The organism is Brevundimonas sp. (assembly GCF_035627055.1).
Taxonomy (GTDB): Bacteria; Pseudomonadota; Alphaproteobacteria; order Caulobacterales; family Caulobacteraceae; genus Brevundimonas.
Window position 1 is genome coordinate 16,962 of record NZ_DASPMM010000010.1, and the last position, 18,722, is coordinate 35,683.

20 protein-coding genes and 1 tRNA gene are annotated in these 18,722 nt (G+C 71.0%); 9 read left to right on the forward strand and 12 right to left on the reverse strand.

Annotation, left to right across the window (positions count from 1 at the left end; genetic code table 11):
* Positions 1–58 precede the first annotated feature (58 nt).
* Both VEA98_RS03845 and VEA98_RS03850 read left to right on the forward strand, forming a co-directional pair.
* A complete protein-coding gene (locus tag VEA98_RS03845; RefSeq protein ID WP_324811157.1) occupies positions 59–751 on the forward strand; it encodes a helix-turn-helix domain-containing protein in 693 nt (230 codons plus the stop codon).
* Positions 748–1,134: a response regulator transcription factor gene (locus VEA98_RS03850; protein WP_324811158.1), complete on the forward strand. Its 387-nt coding sequence runs from the start codon at positions 748–750 to the stop codon at positions 1,132–1,134. Before VEA98_RS03845 ends, VEA98_RS03850 begins: the two co-directional genes overlap by 4 nt.
* Here the strand turns inward: VEA98_RS03850 and fixJ are convergent.
* Positions 1,131–1,742: a response regulator FixJ gene (gene fixJ, locus VEA98_RS03855; RefSeq protein ID WP_324811159.1), complete on the reverse strand. Its 612-nt coding sequence runs from the start codon at positions 1,740–1,742 to the stop codon at positions 1,131–1,133. The two genes, VEA98_RS03850 and fixJ, sit on opposite strands and share 4 nt — an antisense overlap.
* Positions 1,732–3,243 (reverse strand): PAS domain S-box protein, encoded by a 1,512-nt coding sequence (locus VEA98_RS03860; protein WP_324811160.1) that lies wholly within the window; start codon positions 3,241–3,243, stop codon positions 1,732–1,734. Before VEA98_RS03860 ends, fixJ begins: the two co-directional genes overlap by 11 nt.
* A gap of 114 nt (positions 3,244–3,357) precedes the next feature.
* Between VEA98_RS03860 and hemN the strand changes: the two genes are divergently transcribed.
* The 5 genes from hemN (at position 3,358) to VEA98_RS03885 (ending at position 10,708) form a co-directional block, all read left to right on the forward strand.
* A complete protein-coding gene (hemN, locus tag VEA98_RS03865; RefSeq protein WP_324811161.1) occupies positions 3,358–4,719 on the forward strand; it encodes an oxygen-independent coproporphyrinogen III oxidase in 1,362 nt (453 codons plus the stop codon).
* 123 nt (positions 4,720–4,842) lie between these two features.
* The gene (locus VEA98_RS03870; RefSeq protein WP_324811162.1) at positions 4,843–7,134 is read left to right on the forward strand and encodes a nitric-oxide reductase large subunit; all 2,292 of its coding nucleotides are present in this window, start codon (positions 4,843–4,845) and stop codon (positions 7,132–7,134) included.
* Between the two features lie 76 nt (positions 7,135–7,210).
* On the forward strand, positions 7,211–8,392 hold the full coding sequence (locus VEA98_RS03875; RefSeq protein WP_324811163.1) for an NnrS family protein: 1,182 nt from the start codon (positions 7,211–7,213) through the stop codon (positions 8,390–8,392).
* Between the two features lie 49 nt (positions 8,393–8,441).
* Positions 8,442–8,903, forward strand: coding sequence for a YbaN family protein (locus tag VEA98_RS03880; RefSeq protein ID WP_324811164.1), 462 nt, complete (start codon positions 8,442–8,444; stop codon positions 8,901–8,903).
* Positions 8,879–10,708, forward strand: a complete 1,830-nt coding sequence (locus VEA98_RS03885) for a pyridoxal phosphate-dependent decarboxylase family protein (protein ID WP_324811165.1) — start codon at positions 8,879–8,881, stop codon at positions 10,706–10,708. Before VEA98_RS03880 ends, VEA98_RS03885 begins: the two co-directional genes overlap by 25 nt.
* Before the next feature lie 85 nt (positions 10,709–10,793).
* Here VEA98_RS03885 and VEA98_RS03890 read toward each other — a convergent pair.
* The 3 genes from VEA98_RS03890 to VEA98_RS03900 form a co-directional block, all read right to left on the reverse strand.
* Positions 10,794–10,878: transfer RNA gene (locus VEA98_RS03890), tRNA-Leu, on the reverse strand.
* A gap of 88 nt (positions 10,879–10,966) precedes the next feature.
* Positions 10,967–11,851: a hypothetical protein gene (locus VEA98_RS03895; protein ID WP_324811166.1), complete on the reverse strand. Its 885-nt coding sequence runs from the start codon at positions 11,849–11,851 to the stop codon at positions 10,967–10,969.
* A gap of 72 nt (positions 11,852–11,923) precedes the next feature.
* Positions 11,924–12,460 carry a CcdC protein domain-containing protein gene (locus tag VEA98_RS03900; RefSeq protein WP_324811167.1) on the reverse strand — a complete coding sequence of 179 codons (537 nt, stop codon included), beginning with the start codon at positions 12,458–12,460 and terminating at the stop codon, positions 11,924–11,926.
* Positions 12,461–12,575: 115 nt separating this feature from the next.
* Here VEA98_RS03900 and VEA98_RS03905 point away from each other — a divergent pair, with 115 nt between their 5' ends.
* Positions 12,576–13,616, forward strand: coding sequence for a S41 family peptidase (locus tag VEA98_RS03905; RefSeq protein ID WP_324811168.1), 1,041 nt, complete (start codon positions 12,576–12,578; stop codon positions 13,614–13,616).
* Here VEA98_RS03905 and VEA98_RS03910 read toward each other — a convergent pair.
* The 7 genes from VEA98_RS03910 to VEA98_RS03940 form a co-directional block, all read right to left on the reverse strand.
* Positions 13,613–14,404 (reverse strand): TonB family protein, encoded by a 792-nt coding sequence (locus VEA98_RS03910; protein ID WP_324811169.1) that lies wholly within the window; start codon positions 14,402–14,404, stop codon positions 13,613–13,615. The two genes, VEA98_RS03905 and VEA98_RS03910, sit on opposite strands and share 4 nt — an antisense overlap.
* Positions 14,404–15,411 (reverse strand): fumarylacetoacetate hydrolase family protein, encoded by a 1,008-nt coding sequence (locus VEA98_RS03915; RefSeq protein WP_324811170.1) that lies wholly within the window; start codon positions 15,409–15,411, stop codon positions 14,404–14,406. Before VEA98_RS03915 ends, VEA98_RS03910 begins: the two co-directional genes overlap by 1 nt.
* A 44-nt stretch (positions 15,412–15,455) precedes the next feature.
* Entirely contained in the window at positions 15,456–16,172 is a 717-nt protein-coding gene (locus VEA98_RS03920) for a hypothetical protein (protein ID WP_324811171.1), read from the reverse strand.
* A 114-nt stretch (positions 16,173–16,286) separates the two neighbouring features.
* The gene (locus VEA98_RS03925; protein WP_324811172.1) at positions 16,287–16,559 is read right to left on the reverse strand and encodes a hypothetical protein; all 273 of its coding nucleotides are present in this window, start codon (positions 16,557–16,559) and stop codon (positions 16,287–16,289) included.
* The gene (locus VEA98_RS03930; RefSeq protein ID WP_324811173.1) at positions 16,550–17,026 is read right to left on the reverse strand and encodes an isoprenylcysteine carboxylmethyltransferase family protein; all 477 of its coding nucleotides are present in this window, start codon (positions 17,024–17,026) and stop codon (positions 16,550–16,552) included. Before VEA98_RS03930 ends, VEA98_RS03925 begins: the two co-directional genes overlap by 10 nt.
* Positions 17,023–17,394, reverse strand: a complete 372-nt coding sequence (locus tag VEA98_RS03935) for a cupin domain-containing protein (RefSeq protein ID WP_324811174.1) — start codon at positions 17,392–17,394, stop codon at positions 17,023–17,025. Before VEA98_RS03935 ends, VEA98_RS03930 begins: the two co-directional genes overlap by 4 nt.
* A complete protein-coding gene (locus tag VEA98_RS03940; RefSeq protein WP_324811175.1) occupies positions 17,391–18,458 on the reverse strand; it encodes an isoaspartyl peptidase/L-asparaginase in 1,068 nt (355 codons plus the stop codon). The genes VEA98_RS03935 and VEA98_RS03940 overlap by 4 nt, the downstream gene beginning before the upstream one ends.
* A 34-nt stretch (positions 18,459–18,492) precedes the next feature.
* On the opposite strand from VEA98_RS03940, the gene VEA98_RS03945 reads away from it, so the two are divergent.
* Positions 18,493–18,714, forward strand: coding sequence for a hypothetical protein (locus tag VEA98_RS03945; RefSeq protein WP_324811176.1), 222 nt, complete (start codon positions 18,493–18,495; stop codon positions 18,712–18,714).
* The last annotated feature ends 8 nt before the right edge of the window (positions 18,715–18,722 follow it).

The following is an 18,722-nucleotide window of genomic DNA, read 5'->3' on the forward strand; positions in this document are numbered from 1 at the left end:
CGAGGCCGTCGGAGGGGGCCTAAAACTCCAGCGTCAGATCGCCGCCCCGGAGGCCAGCGTGCCCGCACTTCTCAATACCGTAGAGACCCCCGGCAGCGCCGCGAAGCCCGTCGCGCCGAAGGCGCTGGAGCGCTGCGAACTGTGCGAGGCCTTCGCCATCGCCGCCTCCCCGGTTCGGGCCACTCTGGCGGCGGGCGCGGAAATCTTCCGCCAGGGCGACCGGGCGGGCATGGTCTACCGGGTGCTGAGCGGCGCGGCGATCAGCTATCGCCTGCTCAACGACGGCCGGCGCCAGGTCACCGAATTCCATGTCGCCGGGGATTTCCTGGGCCTCGAGGCGGGCCTGGAATACCGCACCACGGCGGACGCCCTCGGCGGCGCGACCGTGGCGGCCGTGCGCCGGGCGGATCTGGCGCGGCTGGCGGCGACCGACAGCGGCCTCGCCCGCGCCCTGTGGCAGATGTCGGTGCGCGCCTTCCACCGCAGTGAAGACCACGCCATGATCCTGGCCCGGCAGGGCGCCACCGAGCGCGTGGCCGCCTTCCTGCTCGACTACGCCGACCGGGTCGGCGCGGACGACATCGTGGACCTGCCGATGACCCGCCAGGACATGGCCGATCACCTGGGTCTGACCATCCACACCGTTTCCCGCACGCTGTCGCAGCTCCAGGACCAGGGCCTGATCGAAGCCCGCTCGAGCCGCCACGTCCGGCTGCTGCGCCGCGATCTTCTGGAACGGATTCGGGCATGACCGTCGCTGATCTCCGACGGCCGGCCATCCTGCTGGTCGAGGACGACCCGGCGGTCGTCAACGCCCTGACCTTCTCGCTGGAGCTGGAGGGGTTCGAGGTCTGCGCCTATGCCGACGGCGAGACCCTGCTCGCGTCGACGCCGTTGCCGACGCGCGGCTGTCTGGTGCTGGACTACAATCTGCCCGGCATCGACGGCCTGGACCTGCTGGAGCGTCTGCGCGCCGCGGAGGTCAACCTGCCGGCGATCCTGATCACCACCAATCCGCGCCGGGCGCTTCGCGCGCAGGCCGCGCTGGCGGGGGTGCAGATCATCGAGAAGCCGCTGCTGACGGACGCCCTGCGCGACTCGGTGCGCAACGCCCTGGGGGCCGCCACGCACTAGGCCCGCTGGGCGACCATGCTCATCCGGACGAGTTCGGACAGGCTGCGCGCCTGCATCTTGGTCATGACGTTGGCGCGATAGACCTCGACCGTCCGGGGGCTGAGCCCGAGGTCGTAGGCGATGACCTTGTTGGCCTGGCCGGCGACCAGCCCGTCCAGCACCTGACGTTCCCGGGGCGACAGCGACTCGAGCCGCGCCCGCAGTTCGGCTCCCTGACCCTCCTGTTCGATCGCCTCCGCCCCGACGGCGAGCGCGGACCGGATCGAGGACAGCAGCGCCTCGTCGTCGAACGGCTTTTCGATGAAGTCCTTCACCCCGGCGCGCATCGCCTCGATGGCGAGCGGCACGTCGGCGTGCCCCGTCATGACGATGACCGGATGGCGCACGCCGAACTCCGTCAGCCGCCGCACCATCTCAAGGCCGTTCATCTCCGGCATCCGCACGTCCGTCAGGATGCAGCCGGGTTCCAGCCGGTCCGCCCGCGCGAGCAGCGCCGGCGCCGAGTCGTAGGTGCGCGCCGCGATGTCGGTGGTTTCCAGCAGGAACGACAGGGAGTCCCGGATGGCCGGATCGTCATCGACGATATGAACGACCAGGTCAGTCGGCATCGTATAACTCCTGTTGTCCTACGGCGGTCAGCGTAAAGCAGAATCGCGTCCCGCCGCCGGGATTGTCCTCGACCCAGATGCGGCCGCCGTGGCCCTCGATGATGGTGCGCGAGATCGACAGTCCGACGCCCATACCCGTTCGCTTGGTGGTGATGAAGGGCTGGAACAGCTGGTCCGCGATGTCCGGGCTGATGCCCGAACCGGTGTCGCTGACGGTGACCTGGGCGTGGTCGTCGACCGCGTCGATGCGCAGCTCCAGCACCTTGCGCGGCGACTCCTCCATCGCCTCGATGGCGTTGCGGATCAGGTTGAGCACGACCTGCTGGATCTGGATCTTGTCGGCCAGCACCAGATCGATGGCCGGGTCGAACCGGAACAGCACGCGAATGCCGTGCTCCTTGGCCCCCACCAGGGCGAGGGCGCTGGCCTCCTCCAGCAGCTTGGGCAGGCTTTCGACGCGGCGCTCGGCCTCGCCGCGCGCGACGAAATCGCGCAGGCGGCGGATGATGTCGCCGGCGCGCAGGGCCTGGTCGCCGGCCTTCTGGATGGCGTCGAGCAGTCGCTCCCGCGGCACCGGATCGGCCGCCAGCAGCCGGGCCGAGCCCTTCAGATAGTTGGCCATGGCCGACAGCGGCTGGTTCAGCTCGTGGGCCAGGGCCGAGGCCATCTCGCCCATGGCGGTCAGCCGCGAGATGTGCACCAGCTCCGACTGCAGTTCCTGCAGCCGCTGCTCGGTCTGCTGCCGTTCGCTGAGGTCGCGGACGAAGCCGGTGAAGAAGCGCTGGTCGCCCGAAATCATCTCGCCGACCGACAGCTCCATCGGGAAGGTCGAGCCGTCCTTGCGCTCGCCCACCACCACCCGGCCGACGCCGATGATCCGGCGCTCTCCGGTGGTCAGGTAGCGCTCCAGGTAGCCGTCGTGGTTCTCGCGGTAGGGCGAGGGCATCAGCATCTTGACGTTCTTGCCGATCACCTCGTCGGGCGTCCAGCCGAACAGCCTTTCCGCGGCCTGGCTGAAGGACTGGATGATCCCGCTCTCGCCGATCACGACCATGGCGTCGGGTATGGTGTCGAGAATGGAGCGCAGATGGGCCTCGCGGGCGCGCAGGTCGTGGTTCACGTTCACCGCCCGCAGCCGCATGTTCTGGAACATCTCGCCGCCGGCGCTGATGGCGGCGCCGAGACAGACGAAGACCACGACGGCGGCGATGTCCCCGCTCGTCCGGTCAGCGACGGACCAGGTGACGACCAGGCCGCCGATCGCCCCCAGCACGGTCGCCACGGCTCCGGGCGCGGCCCCGCCGAGGGCGGCGGCCACCACCACGGCGGGCACGAAGAAGAGGAAGGCGACGCGTTCGTCCAGCCACGGGGCCAGAGCCATGCGCACGGTCAGGCCCAGGGCCGCCCCGGCGATCGCAAGTCCGAGCCCCAGCCAGGGGTGGCGCGAGTCGAAGGCCCAGCCCCAGACCGTCATTCGTTGCTGCTCAGGCGTCGCCGTCACTCGGACCTCCGGGATATCCCGTAGGTGAAAGCCCCGAATTTCGCCAGCCCGGGGGTGGGGCTAGTTGGACGCGGGTCGAGCTTCAGCCCGGCTCGCCGTTCAGATGGATGATCCATGCCCTCCGCCCTTCCGGCCGCCTGGCGGCCGCACGTCGAGCGCAACCTGCCGCGCTATACGAGCTATCCGACGGCCGTCAGTTTCGAACCGGCCGAGGGGGAGGGGGAGACCCGCGCCTGGCTCGCCTCGACCCGGACCGACCAGGCGATCTCGGCCTATGTCCATGTGCCGTTCTGCAAGCGGCTGTGCTGGTACTGCGGCTGTCACACCAGCGTCTTCCATGAATACGACCGGGTCCGCGCCTTCTATCAGACGCTGCGGCTGGAGGTGGACCTGTGGGCTGACGCCATGGGGCCGCACGCGGGGGCGGCGCACCTGCATTTCGGCGGCGGCAGCCCCAACGCCCTGTCGCCCGAGGACTTCATCGGCCTGGCCCGGCACATGATCGAGCGGTTCCGGCTGCGGCCGGGGGCCGAGGTCGCCGCCGAGCTCGACCCGGGCATGCTGACCGAGGCCTTCATCGACGCCGCCGGCGAGGCGGGCGTGACCCGCGTCAGCCTCGGGGTCCAGACCTTCGATCCGGAGGTCCAGGCCAAGGTCAACCGCATCCAGCCTTTCGGGATGGTGGAGGCGGCCAGCAACCGGCTGCGCAAGGCGGGCGTCGCGGCGATCAATTTCGACCTGATGTACGGACTTCCCGGCCAGACGCCCGACAACGTCGCCGCCTCGACCGCAGCGGCCGTCACCCTGCGGCCCGATCGTGTGGCGGTGTTCGGCTACGCCCACGTGCCGTGGATGAAGAAGCACCAGGTGATGATCAGGGAGGCCGACCTTGCGGACGTGGCCGGCCGCTGGGAACAGGCGGAGGCGGCCGACGAAACCCTTCTGGCGGCGGGGTATGTGCGTATCGGGCTCGATCACTACGCCCTGCCCGGGGATCCTCTGGCGATGGCCGCGGCTGAGGGACGGCTGCGCCGCAACTTCCAGGGCTACACCGACGATCCGGCCCCGGTGCTAGTTCCGATCGGACCGTCGTCGATCGGGCGGTTCGCCGAGGGTTTCGTGCAGAACGCCATCACCACCGACATCTGGGGCCGCGAGGTCGAGGCCGGGCGCCTGCCCGTGGCGCGCCGCCAGCGGGTGACCGCGGAGGACGACCTGCGCGCCGCCGTCATCGAGCGGCTGATGTGCGACCTCGCCGTCGATGTCGGCGCCGTCTGTCGGCAGCACGGTTTCGATCCGTCGGTCCTGGACGAATCGATCCGCGCCGCCGCCGCCCTGCAGGCGGACGGCCTCTGCCAGGTGGCCGGCCGGCGGATCCGGATTCCCGCCGCGGCCTCGCGCCTGATGCGCGTCGTCGCGGCCTGTTTCGACGCCTACCTGCCCCTGACCGTCAAGCGCCACGCCCTCGCGGTGTGACCGGGCGCCGCCGCCTCCGGGGAATCCCGGAGTTTGCGCGAGCGCAACGTCAGAACAGGCTTCGCAGGCGATCAGGCGACCACAGGCCGATGGGGGCGTCCCGGGCGGCCGGAGAGACACGCGATGACAACCAAGAGACTTTGGCTGCTTCTCGCCCTGGTGATGACGGCGTCCTTCGCCGTCCTGGGGCTGCAGGGGCGCGAGATTCACCGACAGGCCCCGCCGATACCGGCGCAGGTGGTCGATGCCTCGGGCGCGGTGCTGTTCACCCGCGACGACATCCAGACGGGGCAGCTGGCCTGGCAGTCGATGGGCGGCCAGCAGGTCGGCTCGATCTGGGGCCATGGCGGCTACGTCGCCCCCGACTGGTCCGCCGACCAGCTGCACCGCGAAGCGACGACCCTGCTCGACCTCTGGGCGGGTCGCGAGTTCGGCATGCTGTACGCCTCGCTCGACGCCGAGCGGCAGGCCGCGCTGAAGGCCCGGCTGAAGGCCGAGATGCGCACCAACACCTTCGACCCGGCGACGGGCGTGGTGACGGTGTCCAACGACCGGGCCGCCGCCATCCGGCAGGTCAAGGCGCACTATACGGCGCTGCTGGGCGATGATCCGGCGCTGGAGTCCCTGCGCGAGGACTATGCGATCGCGAACAACCCCGTGCCGGATGCGGGCCGCCGCGACCAGATCGCCGCCTTCTACTGGTGGACCAGCTGGGGCGCCTCGACCAACCGGCCCGGCGACGACATCACCTACACCTCCAACTGGCCGCATGAGCCGCTGATCGACAATGTGCCGACCTCGGCCAACGTCGTCTGGTCGGCGGCGAGCGTGCTGCTGCTGATCTTCGGCGTCGCCGCCCTGGTCCTGTGGCACGCCAGCACCCGCCGGGAAGACCACGTGGTCGTCCCGACCAGCGATCCGCTCGGCGCCCTCAAGCCGACGCCTTCAATGAAAGCGACCGGCAAGTATTTCCTGACCGTCATCGCCCTGTTCCTGGTCCAGGTCGGGCTTGGCGCGGTGACCGCCCACTATGCGGTCGAGGGCCACGACTTCTACGGCGTCCCGATCTCGGAATGGATCCCCTATGCGGTCACCCGCACCTGGCACACCCAGATCGCGATCTTCTGGATCGCCACCGCCTGGCTGGCCACGGGCCTCTACATCGCGCCCATGGTCTCGGGTCACGAGCCGCGCTTCCAGAAGCTCGGCGTCAATGTCCTCTGGGTCGCCCTGCTGGTCGTCGTGGTCGGTTCGCTGTTCGGCGAATGGCTGGGCGTGCAGCAGGTGCTCGACCTCGACGCCAACTGGTGGTTCGGCCATCAGGGCTGGGAGTATGTCGATCTCGGCCGCTTCTGGCAGACCCTGCTGTTCGTCGGCCTGCTGCTCTGGCTGGTGCTGGTCGGCCGCGCCCTGTGGCCGGCCCTGAAGAAGCCGAACGCGGCCAAGCCGGTTCTGGTGGTGCTGTTCCTGTCCACCATCGCCATCGCCCTGATGTATGCGGCCGGCTTCATGTGGGGCAAGCACACGCACATCTCGATGGTCGAGTACTGGCGCTGGTGGATCGTCCACCTGTGGGTCGAGGGCTTCTTCGAGGTCTTCGCCACGGCGGTGATCGGCCTGCTGTTCGTCCGCCTCGGCCTCGTCCGCGCGGCCACGGCCAACCTGGCGGTCATGTTCGGCACCATAGTGTTCATGACCGGCGGCGTGCTGGGCACGCTGCACCACCTCTATTTCGCGGGCACGCCCGTGTCGGTGCTGGCCATCGGCTCGATGTTCTCGGCGCTGGAAGTCGTGCCGCTGGCCCTGATCGGCTTCGAGGCCTTCGAGAACTGGCGGCACACCAAGGCGGCGCCGTGGGTGCAGCTCTACAAATGGCCGATCCTGTTCTTCGTGGCCGTGGCCTTCTGGAACCTGCTCGGCGCCGGCGTTTTCGGCTTCATGATCAACCCGCCGCTCAGCCTCTATTACATCCAGGGCCTGAACACGACGGCGACTCACGCCCACGCGGCCCTGTTCGGGGTCTACGGGATGCTGGGCATCGGCCTGCTGCTGTTCTGCTTCCGCGGCCTGGCCCGGCGTGAGGCCTGGAACGACAAGCTGCTGGCCTGGACCTTCTGGCTCCTCAACGGCGGCCTGGCGATGATGGTCTTCCTGTCGCTGCTGCCGGTCGGGGTGATCCAGGCCTTCGCCAGCATTGAGCACGGCGTCTGGTTCGCCCGTTCGCCGGCGGTGATCCACTCGCCGCTGGTCGAGACGCTGGTGTGGATGCGCATGCCCGGGGACGTCACCTTCAGCATCGGCGCCCTGACGCTGGCGCTGTTCGCGGGACGGTTGGTGATCGGGGCGCTCAAGCCCGTCCCGGTCGGTCTTTCGGGATCCGCAGACGCGGATCCCGTGGCGGCGCCGGCGGAGTAGTCGCCGGGGCGTGGGGCCGGGGGCGGGGAGGGTTGGCCTTCCCCGCCCCCGTTTTTTCTTGTTGAGGAGTACGGGCGTGTCGACAACAGCGGAATCCATGCGGCGCTATTCGGGACCGCCGGTGTTCAGTTTCGGCTTCCGGCCGTTCTTCCTGTTCAGCGCCATTTGGGCCGCGGCCGCCGTGCCGATCTGGGTTGCGTCCTTCACCCTGGGCGACGGCATGGTCGGCGCTGTCGACGGGCGCGTCTGGCACATCCACGAGATGCTGTTCGGCTATCTCGGCGGAGTCATCGCGGGCTTTCTGCTGACCGCCGTGCCGAACTGGACCGGACGGCTGCCGGTGACCGGCGCCGGCCTGGCCGGTCTGTTCGCCCTGTGGCTCGCGGGGCGGGTCGCCGGTTTCGCCCCGGCCTCACTCGCCGGGCCCGCCGCAGTCGTCGAGGCCGCCTTCCTGATCGTGTTCGCAGGGGTCGTCTGGCGCGAGGTGCTGGCGGCCCGCAACCGCCGCAACCTGCCCGTGTGCCTGATGGTGACGGTGCTGGCGCTGGCCAATGTCGCCTTCCACCTGCGGAGCGAATTCCCGGCCGTCGGGCCCGGCGCCGAGCGCGCTGCGGTGGCCGTCATCATCGGCCTCGTCGCCCTGATCGGCGGACGGGTGACACCCAGCTTCACCCAGAACTGGACCGTGGCCCACGGCATCCTGGCGCGGCCCGCAGCCTTCGGACTTTTCGACAAGGCCGTTCTGGCGCTGACCGGGGTTGCCCTGACCGGCTGGGTGATCGCCCCTTACGCCGAAATTCCCGGCCTGCTGATGCTTCTGGCCGGCCTGGCCAACGTCCTTCGGCTGTGGCGCTGGCGCGGCTGGCTGGCGCGGCGCGAGGCGCTGGTGTGGATCCTCCACGCCGGCTACGCCTGGGTCGCCATCGGCCTGCTGCTGCTGGGCCTCGCCGCTCTCGCGCCCGCCGTCGCGCCCTTCAGCGCCGGGGTCCACGCCCTGACCGCCGGGGCCATGGGCGTCATGACCCTGGCGATGATGACCCGGGCCACGCGCGGCCATACCGGCCGCCCCCGCGTGGCGGACGGGGCCACCACGGCGGTCTACGTCGCCGTCCTTCTGGCCGCCGTGGTCAGGGTGTGTGCGCCCTTCCACGCCGAATGGTCGCAGGCGCTGCTCGGCCTCTCGGCGGTCCTGTGGTCGGTGGCCTTCCTTGGATTCGCCCTCGTCTATGGTCCCATGCTGCTGCGGCGCTCGCTCTGAATTGCGCCTGCGCAACGCGGGCCGCGGCCGGGCAAGGCAGGCTGGCGTCATGACAAGGCCCGCCCCTCCCGACATCGCCGCCTGCGCGTGCGACTCCTGCCCTCCGGACCTCTGCTGTTTCGGCGAGTGCCATTGCACGCCGCCCGCCGGCCGGGGGAGCGAGCGGCTCGCGCTGCGGCTGCTTGGAGGCGCGGCGACCGCTCTGGCGCTGGCGGGCGTGATCCTTCCGCTGCTGCCGACCACCCCCTTCCTGCTGCTCGCGGCCTGGGCCTTCGCGCGCAGTTCGCCCCGGCTGGACGGCTGGCTGCGCGCGCACCCCAGGCTCGGCCCGCCGCTCGCCGCCTGGGAAGCCCGGCGCGCTATTCCCCGCTCGGCCAAGGCTGTCGCCGGCGTCAGTCTGCCGGCCGGTTGGCTGGCGCTGTGGGCCGGCGGCGCCTCCGTACCGGTGACGACCGCCGCCGGGGCCGCCGTGCTGGCGGCGGGGCTGTGGATTCTGAGCCGACCATCCTGACCGTCGAGAGCGCCCCCATGACTCCGTCATCCGCCGCCACCGTCGCCGGAGCCTATTTCCCGGGCGCTCGCTCCGAGAACGAGACCTGGGTCCGCGGCGAGTTCCAGGCCGTGCTCGACCAGTGGTTCGACTGGCGCAAGAGCCTGTTCGCCGGCGATCCGGGCGCGGCGTCGTCCGCCGACCGGCTGTCGCCGGAACGGCTGCGGCGGCGCGAGGAGCTGTCTCAGCACCTCGCCGAACTGTGTCAGGCCCTCACCGCCGAGACCCCGACGCACACGCCCCGCTACATCGGCCATATGAAGGCGGAGGTGTCGCTGCCGGCCCTGTTCGGCTGGCTGGCGGCCATGCTGCACAACCCCAACAACACCTCGCGGGAGTCCAGTCGCGTCGGCTCCGTCATCGAGACCGAGGCGATCGGCATGCTGGCCGGGATGGTCGGCTACGATCCCGCCCGGGCGCAGGGCCATTTCACGTCCGGCGGCACGGTGGCCAACTTCGAAGCCGTGTGGCGCGCGCGCTATCGCCTCGATCACTGGCTTAGCCTGGGGCTGTACCTCGCCGAAGCCACCGGCGAACGTCTCGATCCCTTCGCCGCGGCCCATATGGGCTGGGCCCGGTTCCGGGCGCTGTGGCGCGAGCACGGCCTGACGGACGAGCGCCTGCGGAGGTGCAGCGCCGCCGTCGGCAATCCCGCCTCGATCTGGCGCCGCATCAGCAAGGCCGCCGGGCGCGACTACCTTGGGCCGGTCATGCTGGTTCCGGGGAACAAACACTATTCCTGGCTGAAGGCCGCCAATCTGTTCGGGCTTGGCGAGAGCTCGCTCTGGAGCGTGGCTCTGGATACCGAGGGGCGGCTGGACGTCGAGGACTTCGAACGGCTGGTGCGCCAGGCGGAGGCGGAGGGCCGGCCCGTGCTCATGGCCGTCAGCGTCGCCGGCACGACCGAGACGGGCGAGATCGACCCGACCGATCGCCTGCACGCCCGGCTCGACCGTTGGCGGGACGAACGGGGCGTTCATGTCTGGCGGCACGTCGACGCCGCCTACGGGGGCTTCCTGTGCAGTCTTCTGGGCGGGCTTGAGGAGGCGGAATTATCGTGCGAGAGCGCGGCGGCCCTGCGCGCGATCGCCTCGGCCGACTCCGTCACCATCGATCCGCACAAGCTCGGCTACGTCCCCTACGCGTGCGGGGCCTTTCTGACTCGTGACGCCGCGGCCTACGCCGTCTCGTCCTTCGATGCGCCCTATCTGGATCGGCCGGAGCTTGGCGACGGCAAGTGGTCGTCGACGCTCGAAGGTTCTCGTTCGGCGGCGGGCGCGGCGGCGACCTGGCTGACCGGTCGCACGCTCGGATTTGGCCCGCATGGGCTGGGCAGCGTCATCGCCGAGACCGTCCGCACGCGCGCCGCCTTCCAGCGCGTCCTGGCAAGCGCCCTGCCGTACGTGCGCTTCCTCGAGCCGGCGGACGCGAACATCGTATGCTTCTCCATCGCCGACGATGGCGAAGCCCTGTCCGTCGCCAACCGCCGCACCGCAGCGCTGTTCGACGCCATTCACCGGTCGCCGGAATTCTCGGTTTCGAAGACCACCCTGGGCGCGGACTACACGGCCCTGATCCGGCGTCATGCGGCGAGCTACGGCGGCGCGGTCGACGCGGAGGGGCTGACGCTGGTCCGCTGCGTGTTCATGAACCCCTACTGGGCGGCGCCCGAGATGCGCGCCGATCTCTTTCCCCGGTTCACCGCCCTGGTGGCCGAGGCGGTCGAGGCGGCGAAGGAGAGGCGGCCGGAGATGGCGCTTTCGTGAACCGGCGACGCGGAGATGGCCCAACAGGCGGCCGGCGAGCCGTCATGGCCCGCCTGAGGTTTTTTGACGCCAGCGTGTTTCGGTGTGGTGCGGGCGGTCGGGCTCGAACCGACACTCCTTTCGGAACCGGATTTTGAGTCCGGCGCGTCTACCAATTCCACCACGCCCGCACAGGCCGTCTGGGTCTTTCCGGCAGGGCGGGACAGGTAGCGCGGGCGGGGCGGGGAGGCAATCGGGGAAGTCGGACCCGGCGCGGGATCAGTCTCCGGCGGTCCGCTGCCGTTCGCGAATCTCGCGGTCGCGGTCGCGCTGCTCGCGGCGGCGCTGTTCGTCGTCGCGGGTCTGATAGCCCTCAAGCACGAAATTGGTGCGGTAGAGGATGCGCTGCAGCGGCACGGCGGCGCCGGCGGCGTCGAGATTCGCGACCCTTGCGCGGCGCGTGGCCCGGAGCGCCTCCTCGCCGAAGCCGGCGTCCTGCGGGTGTTCGGCCTCCACCGAACAGTCGCGCAGGGACCCGTCCGGATTGGTCAGGCACATGACGGTCGCGAAACCCCGGGCATAGCGGGCGGGGGTCGGGAAGCGCGGCCGGGGACGGCGGGCCCAGGCCAGGTTGGCGGGCAGGCCGCCGTCGGGAAGTGCCTCCAGATCCGCGTCGCGCGGGTCGGTCAGCGGCCGGTCGCAGACGGTCAGGGTCTCGTCGATCGAGCTCGAGGAGGCGGGCAGGGTCAGGTCGTGCATCAGATTGCGGCCGCCCTCGGCGGCGCCCGGGATCATGATGCGCAGCCGGCCGCCCTCGCGCAGCTTGCGGGCGAAGGGGGCGGGCAGTTCGCTGACGGCGATGGTGTCCTCGACGGCGACGTTCCAGCGCTGGGGGTGCAACTCGCCGTCGCCGAAAGCGACCTGGAGGATGCGCGTCTCGCCGGAGCCGGCGGGCGGCAGGCCGGTGATGAGAGCCTCGTAGCTTTCATCGACGCAGCGAGCCGCGATGCCCACGCCGCTGTCGAACTGCGAGTAGGCCATGGTCAGCCGCTTGGCCGGGTCGCGCAGCAGATCCCAGTCGGCCTGCGCCTCCTGGGCCAGGGCGGGCGGAGCGGAGGCGAGGGCGACGGCGCAGGCGACGACGGGGGCGAGCAGGCGGTTCATGAAACGGGATCCGGACGAGTTGCAACCCCGACTTGCGCGACGGCGACGCGCGGCGTCAAGCGGCGCCGGCGCTCAAACGGCCGCCTCCACATGGGCGTCGGTTCCGCCCGCGAGGATTCGCCGGGCGCGGATGAACATCTCGATGCGCTGGACGACGATCATGCCGACGACGAACAGCAGGAAGGCGTCGGCGATGGCGAGCGGGTTCAGGCCGTAGTCGGCGGCGTGCGGCTCGAGGAAGGCGGTCAGGGCGCGGCGGCCGACCATCACGGCGATGATCAGGATCAGGCCGAGCGGCGAGGCCTGCGCCTTGAGCGCGCCGTCGGCATGCTTCTCGATCGTCGTCATCCGGCCGCGCCACCAGCCGAACACCCCGCCTAGGAGGAGGCCGATCGCGAGAACGGCCCAGGCGAGGGCGTCGAAGGCGGCGTGCGGGACGTCGGGATCCATACTGGTTCCCCACAGGGCGAAGCCCATCAGCACCACGATCACGGCGGGCATGACCCACAGCCACTGCGGACGCAGCGTCCGCGGCCGGCGGTTGCGCAGCAGGATCAGCGGCAGGGCGATGAGGACGGCGATGAGCGGAATGAGCTGCTGGGTCGACATGCGTGGGGGCTCCGGGTCGCCGGCCCCTGACGGGCGCGAACCTGTCGAAAGCTTAACCGACGCCGCGCATCCGTAAAGCGCCGTCGCCGCCTCCTCAGCGGGCAAGGAGACGACGATGAAGCTCAGACATGTGATGACGGCCGCGCTGGGAGCCCTGATGCTGTCATGCCAGGGGCCGGCGGCGGTCCTCGCCCAGGAGGCGGCGGCGGGCGGCGTCGGCGCGAACTCGCCTGCGGCGATCACCGCGGCGCATCGGGAGCGGGCGCTGGACACGCTGCACCGGCGGCTGGCCCACTATGTGATGGTCGAGCGCACGCCCGCGATCCGGGCGCGGTTGGCGGAGCGGCGGCAGGCCTATCTGGCGCTGACCGATCCGGAGGCCTTCCGGCAGGCGATCAACGCCGATCTGCTGGCGGTCTCCGGCGACAATCATCTGCAGGTGTGGATCGAGGGGCGCAGCCGCGACGACGCGGCGGCGGAGGGACCCGGTCCGACCCTGGAGCAGATGGCGGCCGAGGAGGCCCGGAATGGCTGGGGCGTACGCGAGGCGAAGATGCTGGACGGCGGGGTGGCCTATCTGAACCTGGCCTCGTTCAGCGGGCATCCGGACTCGGCGGCGGCGATCGATGCGACCATGGCGCGGCTGGCCGGGGCGCGGGCGCTGGTGCTGGACCTGCGCGAGAACCTCGGCGGCGGCGAGGCGGCCCTGCGCCAGCTGATGGGGCATTTCGCGCCGCAGCCGATGCGGCTGGAGGACATCCAGTTCCGCCGTTGCCAGCCCAATCCGGCTGACCCCGAGGACTGTGTTGCGGACGGGCGGGATGTGTTCGAACGGTTCGCCAACCCTGTGGCGGCTCCGACCTTTCCGAGCCAGCCGATCCTGGTCCTGGTCGGGCCCGGGACCTTCTCGGCGGCCGAAGCGGTGGCCTACGACCTGCAGGCGGCGGCCCGGGCCACGGTCATCGGCGAGCCCACGGGCGGCGGGGCCAATCCCTCGATCGCCATGGACCTCGGGCCGTGGTTCACCGTCATCATGCCGATCGGCGAGGCGCGGCATCCCGTGACGGGAACCAACTGGGAAGGCGGGGGCGTGCGCCCGGACGTGGCCGTGCCGGCGGGTCAGGCGCTGGCGGAGGCGCTGCGGCGGATCGGCTAGGGGGCGAGGCTGAACCGGATCGTGCCGAGGAACACTTGACCCGGCTGCGGGCCGCCCTCTTCGGGAGGCGCAATCCGGGCGTCGCGCATCGAACTCAGGGCGGCTTCGCCGAAGCCGTAGCGGCGGGCGTGGCTCTCACGCTCGATCCGGCAGTCCGTCAGCCGGCCGCCCTGACCGACGACGCAGCTGACGGTGACGAAGCCCGCTCCGAGGTGAGCTGCGGCCTCCGGGTATTGCGGCGCCGGCAGACGCCGCCAGAGATCACCCACGATGAGGGGCTGATTCCAACGGACGAGGTCCGCGCGCGCGTCGGGCTGATCAGCTCCGCAGGCCTGGAGCACCCGGTCCAGATTGCTGAATTGGGCGGGAAGGTCGAGGGCGTACTGGCGAGGGGCGGCGTCCGGCGCCGCCCGGATGGCGACCGACATCTGCAGCGATCCGCCCTGGCGGAAGCGGCGTGCGTCCAGGCGCGGAGCGGGACTGAAGACCAGCGAGCCGTCGCCGCCGGCGAACCAGGAACCGACCTCGTCGCGTCCGTCGGGATAGATGGCCTCGATCCGGCGGGAGGGGCCTTCCAACGGCGGGAGGCCCGAGATGAGAACGTCCAGCTCGCCGGCGCGGCATCGCACGGCGAGCGCCTGGCCGCTGGAATAGCCGACGGTGGCCAGCATCACGTCCTGCGCCTCGTCGATGGTCAGGTCCCAGTCGTCCACGGCCTCCTGCGCCATGGCGGACGGCGCCGCGATGGACATGGCGGCCGCGATGACTGCAAGGACCGCCCGCGGCATCAGGCGGGCTCCACCGTCTGCTCGATGGCCCCGAAGATCGAGCGATGCTGGTCGTCCAGCATCTCGATGCGGACGGTGTCGCCGTGCTTGAGGAACGAGGTCTCGGGCTTGCCGCGCAGGATGGTCTCGACGGTGCGGACCTCGGCGATGCAGGAGTAGCCGAGGCCGCCTTCGCTGACCGGCTTGCCGGGGCCGCCGTCGGCGTCGCGGTTGGAGACGGTGCCCGAGCCGATGATGGTCCCCGCGCACAGGCTGCGGGTCTTGGCCAGGTGGGCGATGAGGGTGCCGAAGTCGAAGGTCATGTCCGCGCCGGCGTCGGCCTTGCCGAAGTCCGCGCCGTTGAGCTGGACATTGAGTTCGCCCTTGAGCTTGCCGTCGGCCCAGCGGTCGCCGAGGGCGTCGGGGGTGACGAAGACCGGCGACAGGGCCGAGGCGGGCTTGGACTGGACGAAGCCGAAACCCTTGGCCAGTTCGGCCGGGATCAGGTTGCGCAGGCTGACGTCGTTTACGAGGCCGACGAGGCGGATGTGGCTCAGCGCCTCCTCGCGCGACACGCCCTGGGGCACGTCGCCGGTGACCACCACGACCTCGGCCTCGAGGTCGCAGCCCCAGCTTTCGTCGGCCAGGGGGATCGGATCGCGCGGGGCGAGGAAGCCGTCGGAGCCGCCCTGGTACATCAGCGGGTCGGTCCAGAAGCTGTCGGGCATTTCGGCGCCGCGCGCCTGCCGCACGAGGGCGACGTGGTTCACATAGGCCGAGCCGTCGGCCCACTGATAGGCGCGGGGCAGGGGGGAGGCGGCCTCGCGTTCGTGGAAGCGGCCGCGCGGCACGCCGCCGTGTTCGAGGCTCTCGGCCAGGGCGCGCAGGTCGGGCTCGACCCGGTCCCAGTCGTCGAGTGCCGCCTGCAGGGTCGGGGCGATCAGGAAGGCGTCGGTGAACCAGGCGAGGTCGCTGGAAACGAGGACGAGGCGGCCGTCGCGGCCGTGCTTGAGCGAGGCGAGTTTCATGCTTCCGGCTTAAGGGGTTTCCGCGCCGGGGGGAACAGCCCGCGTCAGTGGTGATCGCTGCTGTGGCTGAGGCGCGGGCGGCGCGGCCCCGGATTGCACAGCTCGGCCACCACGGCGCGCATGTCGCCCTCCCGCGCCGCACGGTGGCGCCAGTAGTCGTTGAAGTCGGAGACGGCGAGGCGCAGGGCCTCATTGCGCTCGCGCGTGGTCATGGCCCGCCCACCGTGCTGCCGGGACGGACGACGGGACGGGCCCCCTGCTCCCGGATGGATGGAGACGATGGTGACGTTGGCGGCGGCCGAGGACGACGGCCGGACCGGCTCGCCGGCCTCGTGATCCGCCTCCGGGCCGGGTTCCTCCGCCGGGTGGTCGGGCGCGGCGTGGCCGGCGCCGTGGTCGACCTCGCCGTTGAGCGCCCGGTCGAGCGCGCCGACGCATCCGCTCAATTCGCCGCCGAAGGCCAGGGTCTTGCCGAGCCGGGCCTTCAGGACGCGGCGCAGTTCCCCGGCGCGAGCCGGCAGGGCTTCGCTGTCGGCATGCATGGCCAGTTTGGCGGCGTCGTCGATGGCCTCCCAGATCGGGCCGGCGGCGTCGACCCGCCGGGGCCGCGAGCCGCCGGCGAACCACCAGCCGATCAGGGCGGCGACCAGCAGCGCCAGCAGGACGGCGCCCCAGAAGAAGGAATCGGCGCCGATCATGATGACCGGATCGAGCGGGGCCCCGGCCGTATCGACGGTGGCGAAGTCGTCGCCGTAGGACATGGGGCTCCCCGCTGGACCGACCGCCGTTCGCGGACGGCGCATCTTGCCCCGACGGCTCAGCTTGGCAACGGGAAAGGTTAACAGCGGGCCGGATTCGCCGGATGCGCGAACGGTTCAGTCCGGGGTGATCAGGGCCTTGGCCTCCGCCCCGGTGCGGGCCCCGACGTCGCGCACCTCGACCTCGACGGCGACGGCCCCCTCGGGCTCGTGGGCCCAGAGGTAGCGGCGCTCGATCTCGACCTCGCGGCCGGAGGGGGCGAAGCCTGTGAAGCTGTCGCCCCAGGGGGTTATGGCCTTGATCTCGGGCCAGGCCAGGGCGCAGGCGGCGTCGAGCTCCTCCATGGCCATCAGGGAGAGTTCGTCGCGCGGGTCGGGGGCTACAGCCATCGCCGCACCCGGGCGCGGTAGGCGTCGTATTCGGCGCCGAATTTGGCGGCGAGGTAGCGCTCCTCGCGCTGGATGACGAAGCGGTCGACGACGAGGAGGCAGGGCAGGACGAAGGCGAGGGCGATCAGGCTGTCCATGGCCGCGGCGAAGCCGAGGTACATCAGGGTGAAGCCGACGTAGATCGGATTGCGGCTGAAGCGGTACAGGCCGTCGGTGGAGAGGGCGGTGGTCGGCTTCCACGGCTCCATGCGGGTGCCGAGGCGGCGGAACTGGTTGGCGGCGGAGCCTTCGATGACCAGACCGCCGACGATCAGGACGAAGGCGGCGACGCGGCGGACCTGCGGCTCGAGACCCAGGTCGTCGGGGGCGCCGAGCGCCTTCGACAGGCCCCAGCCGAGCAGCAGGAAGCCGAGGTAGATCAGCGGCGGCGGGGCGATGACGCCGGCGGTGTCACGGGGGGCGGTCATACGGTCTGGCCCTGCGGGGCGGTGAAGGCGGAGACCGGGGCGTCGCCGGTGTTGATCACCTCCGACGGTTCGAAGATCAGCACCTCGGCCTCCTCGTCGGCGGCGGTGCGGTGCTCGACGCCGCGCGGCACGACGAGGAGCTGGCCGGGGTCGAGGGTCTCGACGCGGTCGCGGAACTCGACCCGGAACCGGCCCTTCCAGACGAGGAACATCTCGTCGGCGTCGGCGTGGCTATGCCAGGGGAAGACGCCCTGGACCTTGACCAGCCGGACGTCCTGACCGTTCAGCCGGGCGGCGACGCGCGGGCGCCAGTGGTCGGAGAAGGCCGCGAACTTTTCGGCGAGGTCGAGAACGGCGGCCGCGGTCACGGGCGTAACTCCTCGTCGCCGTAGATGGCGACGCGGGCGGGCTGGGTGGCCGAGACGGCGCCGCGGTACATGCCGGAGGTGGTCATGGCGAAGCCCGGTCGCCCGTCCGTGTCCATGACGATGACGCCGCCCGAGCCGCCGAGCGACAGGGCGTCGTCCACCTCCGTCTGGGCGGCGGTCAGAGCCGGCGATCCAGCGGCGATGCGGGCGCAGATGTCGCGGGCGACGCTGGCCCGGATGTAGAATTCGCCGTCGCCGGTGGCGGAGACGGCGCAGCCTTCCGCGTTGGAGGCGTAGGTGCCGGCGCCGATCACCGGCACGTCGCCGACGCGACCCCAGCGCTTGGCGGTGGTGCCGCCGGTGGAGGTGCCGGCGGCGAGGCGGCCCTGGCTGTCGAGGGCGACGGCGCCGACGGTGCCGAATTTGCGCTCGTTCAGCGGCGGGGCCGGGAGGTCGGCAGCGGCCTGGGGCGAGGGGGCGCCGGCGGGGCGCTCCGGGACCGGCTGCCCCTGCTGTTCGAGCGCGCGGACCAGACCCTGCCAGCGGCGCTCGGTGAAGAAGAAGGACGGATCGACCTGCTCCAGACCGACCGAGGCGGCGAAGCTGTCGGCGCCCTCGCCGATCAGCATGACGTGCGGCGACTGCTCCATCACGGCGCGGGCGGCGGCGATGGGATGGCGGGTGGTGGTCAGGCCGGCCACGGCGCCGGCGGTGCGGTCCGAGCCGTTCATGACGGCGGCGTCGAGCTCGTTGCGGCCGGCGGCGGTGAAGACGGCGCCGCGGCCGGCGTTGAACAGGGGGTCGTCCTCCATGAGTTCGATCGCGGCCTGAATGGCGTCGAGGGCCGAGCCGCCCTGGGCGAGCACGGCCGAACCGGCGTCGAGGGCGCGCTTGAGCGCGGCGCGGTAGGCGGCGTCCTGTTCGGCGGTGAGGCTGTCGCGCTCGATGACGCCGGCGCCGCCGTGGATGGCGAAGGACCAGCCGGGCGACTCCTGGGCGGCGGCGGGCGCCGCGATCAGGGCGAGAGCGGCGGCGAGCACGGCGGCGCGTGAGAGGGACTTCATGGCGTAATCCTGCATTTCGGGCTATGTATGCGCCATGTCCGAGATGACCGACATCGTCGTTCCGGTGCTTCAGAAAATCCAGGCGCAGCTTGGACGCATCGAAACCGATATGGCCAACATCAAGGAAGACATGCACCACATCAAGGTGCGTCTGACCGGGCTGGAAGCCAATGTGAACAGCCTAAACCGCCGGATGGACAATTTCGACCAGCGCATGGAGCGGGTCGAGAGGCGGCTGGAGCTGGTCGAGGTCTGACCTCTCGC

Excerpts from the sequence above, each read along its gene's own strand:
- VEA98_RS03940 (WP_324811175.1), bottom strand. The coding sequence starts at position 18,458 with ATGAAGTCCCTCTCACGCGCCGCCGTGCTCGCCGCCGCTCTCGCCCTG.
- VEA98_RS03895 (WP_324811166.1), bottom strand. The coding sequence starts at position 11,851 with ATGAACCGCCTGCTCGCCCCCGTCGTCGCCTGCGCCGTCGCCCTCGCC.
- hemN (WP_324811161.1), top strand. The coding sequence starts at position 3,358 with ATGCCCTCCGCCCTTCCGGCCGCCTGGCGGCCGCACGTCGAGCGCAAC.
- VEA98_RS03910 (WP_324811169.1), bottom strand. The coding sequence starts at position 14,404 with ATGCCGCGGGCGGTCCTTGCAGTCATCGCGGCCGCCATGTCCATCGCG.
- VEA98_RS03850 (WP_324811158.1), top strand. The coding sequence starts at position 748 with ATGACCGTCGCTGATCTCCGACGGCCGGCCATCCTGCTGGTCGAGGAC.
- VEA98_RS03925 (WP_324811172.1), bottom strand. The coding sequence starts at position 16,559 with ATGGCTGTAGCCCCCGACCCGCGCGACGAACTCTCCCTGATGGCCATG.
- VEA98_RS03905 (WP_324811168.1), top strand. The coding sequence starts at position 12,576 with ATGAAGCTCAGACATGTGATGACGGCCGCGCTGGGAGCCCTGATGCTG.
- VEA98_RS03880 (WP_324811164.1), top strand. The coding sequence starts at position 8,442 with ATGACAAGGCCCGCCCCTCCCGACATCGCCGCCTGCGCGTGCGACTCC.
- VEA98_RS03920 (WP_324811171.1), bottom strand. The coding sequence starts at position 16,172 with ATGTCCTACGGCGACGACTTCGCCACCGTCGATACGGCCGGGGCCCCG.
- VEA98_RS03870 (WP_324811162.1), top strand. The coding sequence starts at position 4,843 with ATGACAACCAAGAGACTTTGGCTGCTTCTCGCCCTGGTGATGACGGCG.
- VEA98_RS03915 (WP_324811170.1), bottom strand. The coding sequence starts at position 15,411 with ATGAAACTCGCCTCGCTCAAGCACGGCCGCGACGGCCGCCTCGTCCTC.
- VEA98_RS03900 (WP_324811167.1), bottom strand. The coding sequence starts at position 12,460 with ATGTCGACCCAGCAGCTCATTCCGCTCATCGCCGTCCTCATCGCCCTG.
- VEA98_RS03930 (WP_324811173.1), bottom strand. The coding sequence starts at position 17,026 with ATGACCGCCCCCCGTGACACCGCCGGCGTCATCGCCCCGCCGCCGCTG.
- VEA98_RS03945 (WP_324811176.1), top strand. The coding sequence starts at position 18,493 with ATGTCCGAGATGACCGACATCGTCGTTCCGGTGCTTCAGAAAATCCAG.
- fixJ (WP_324811159.1), bottom strand. The coding sequence starts at position 1,742 with ATGCCGACTGACCTGGTCGTTCATATCGTCGATGACGATCCGGCCATC.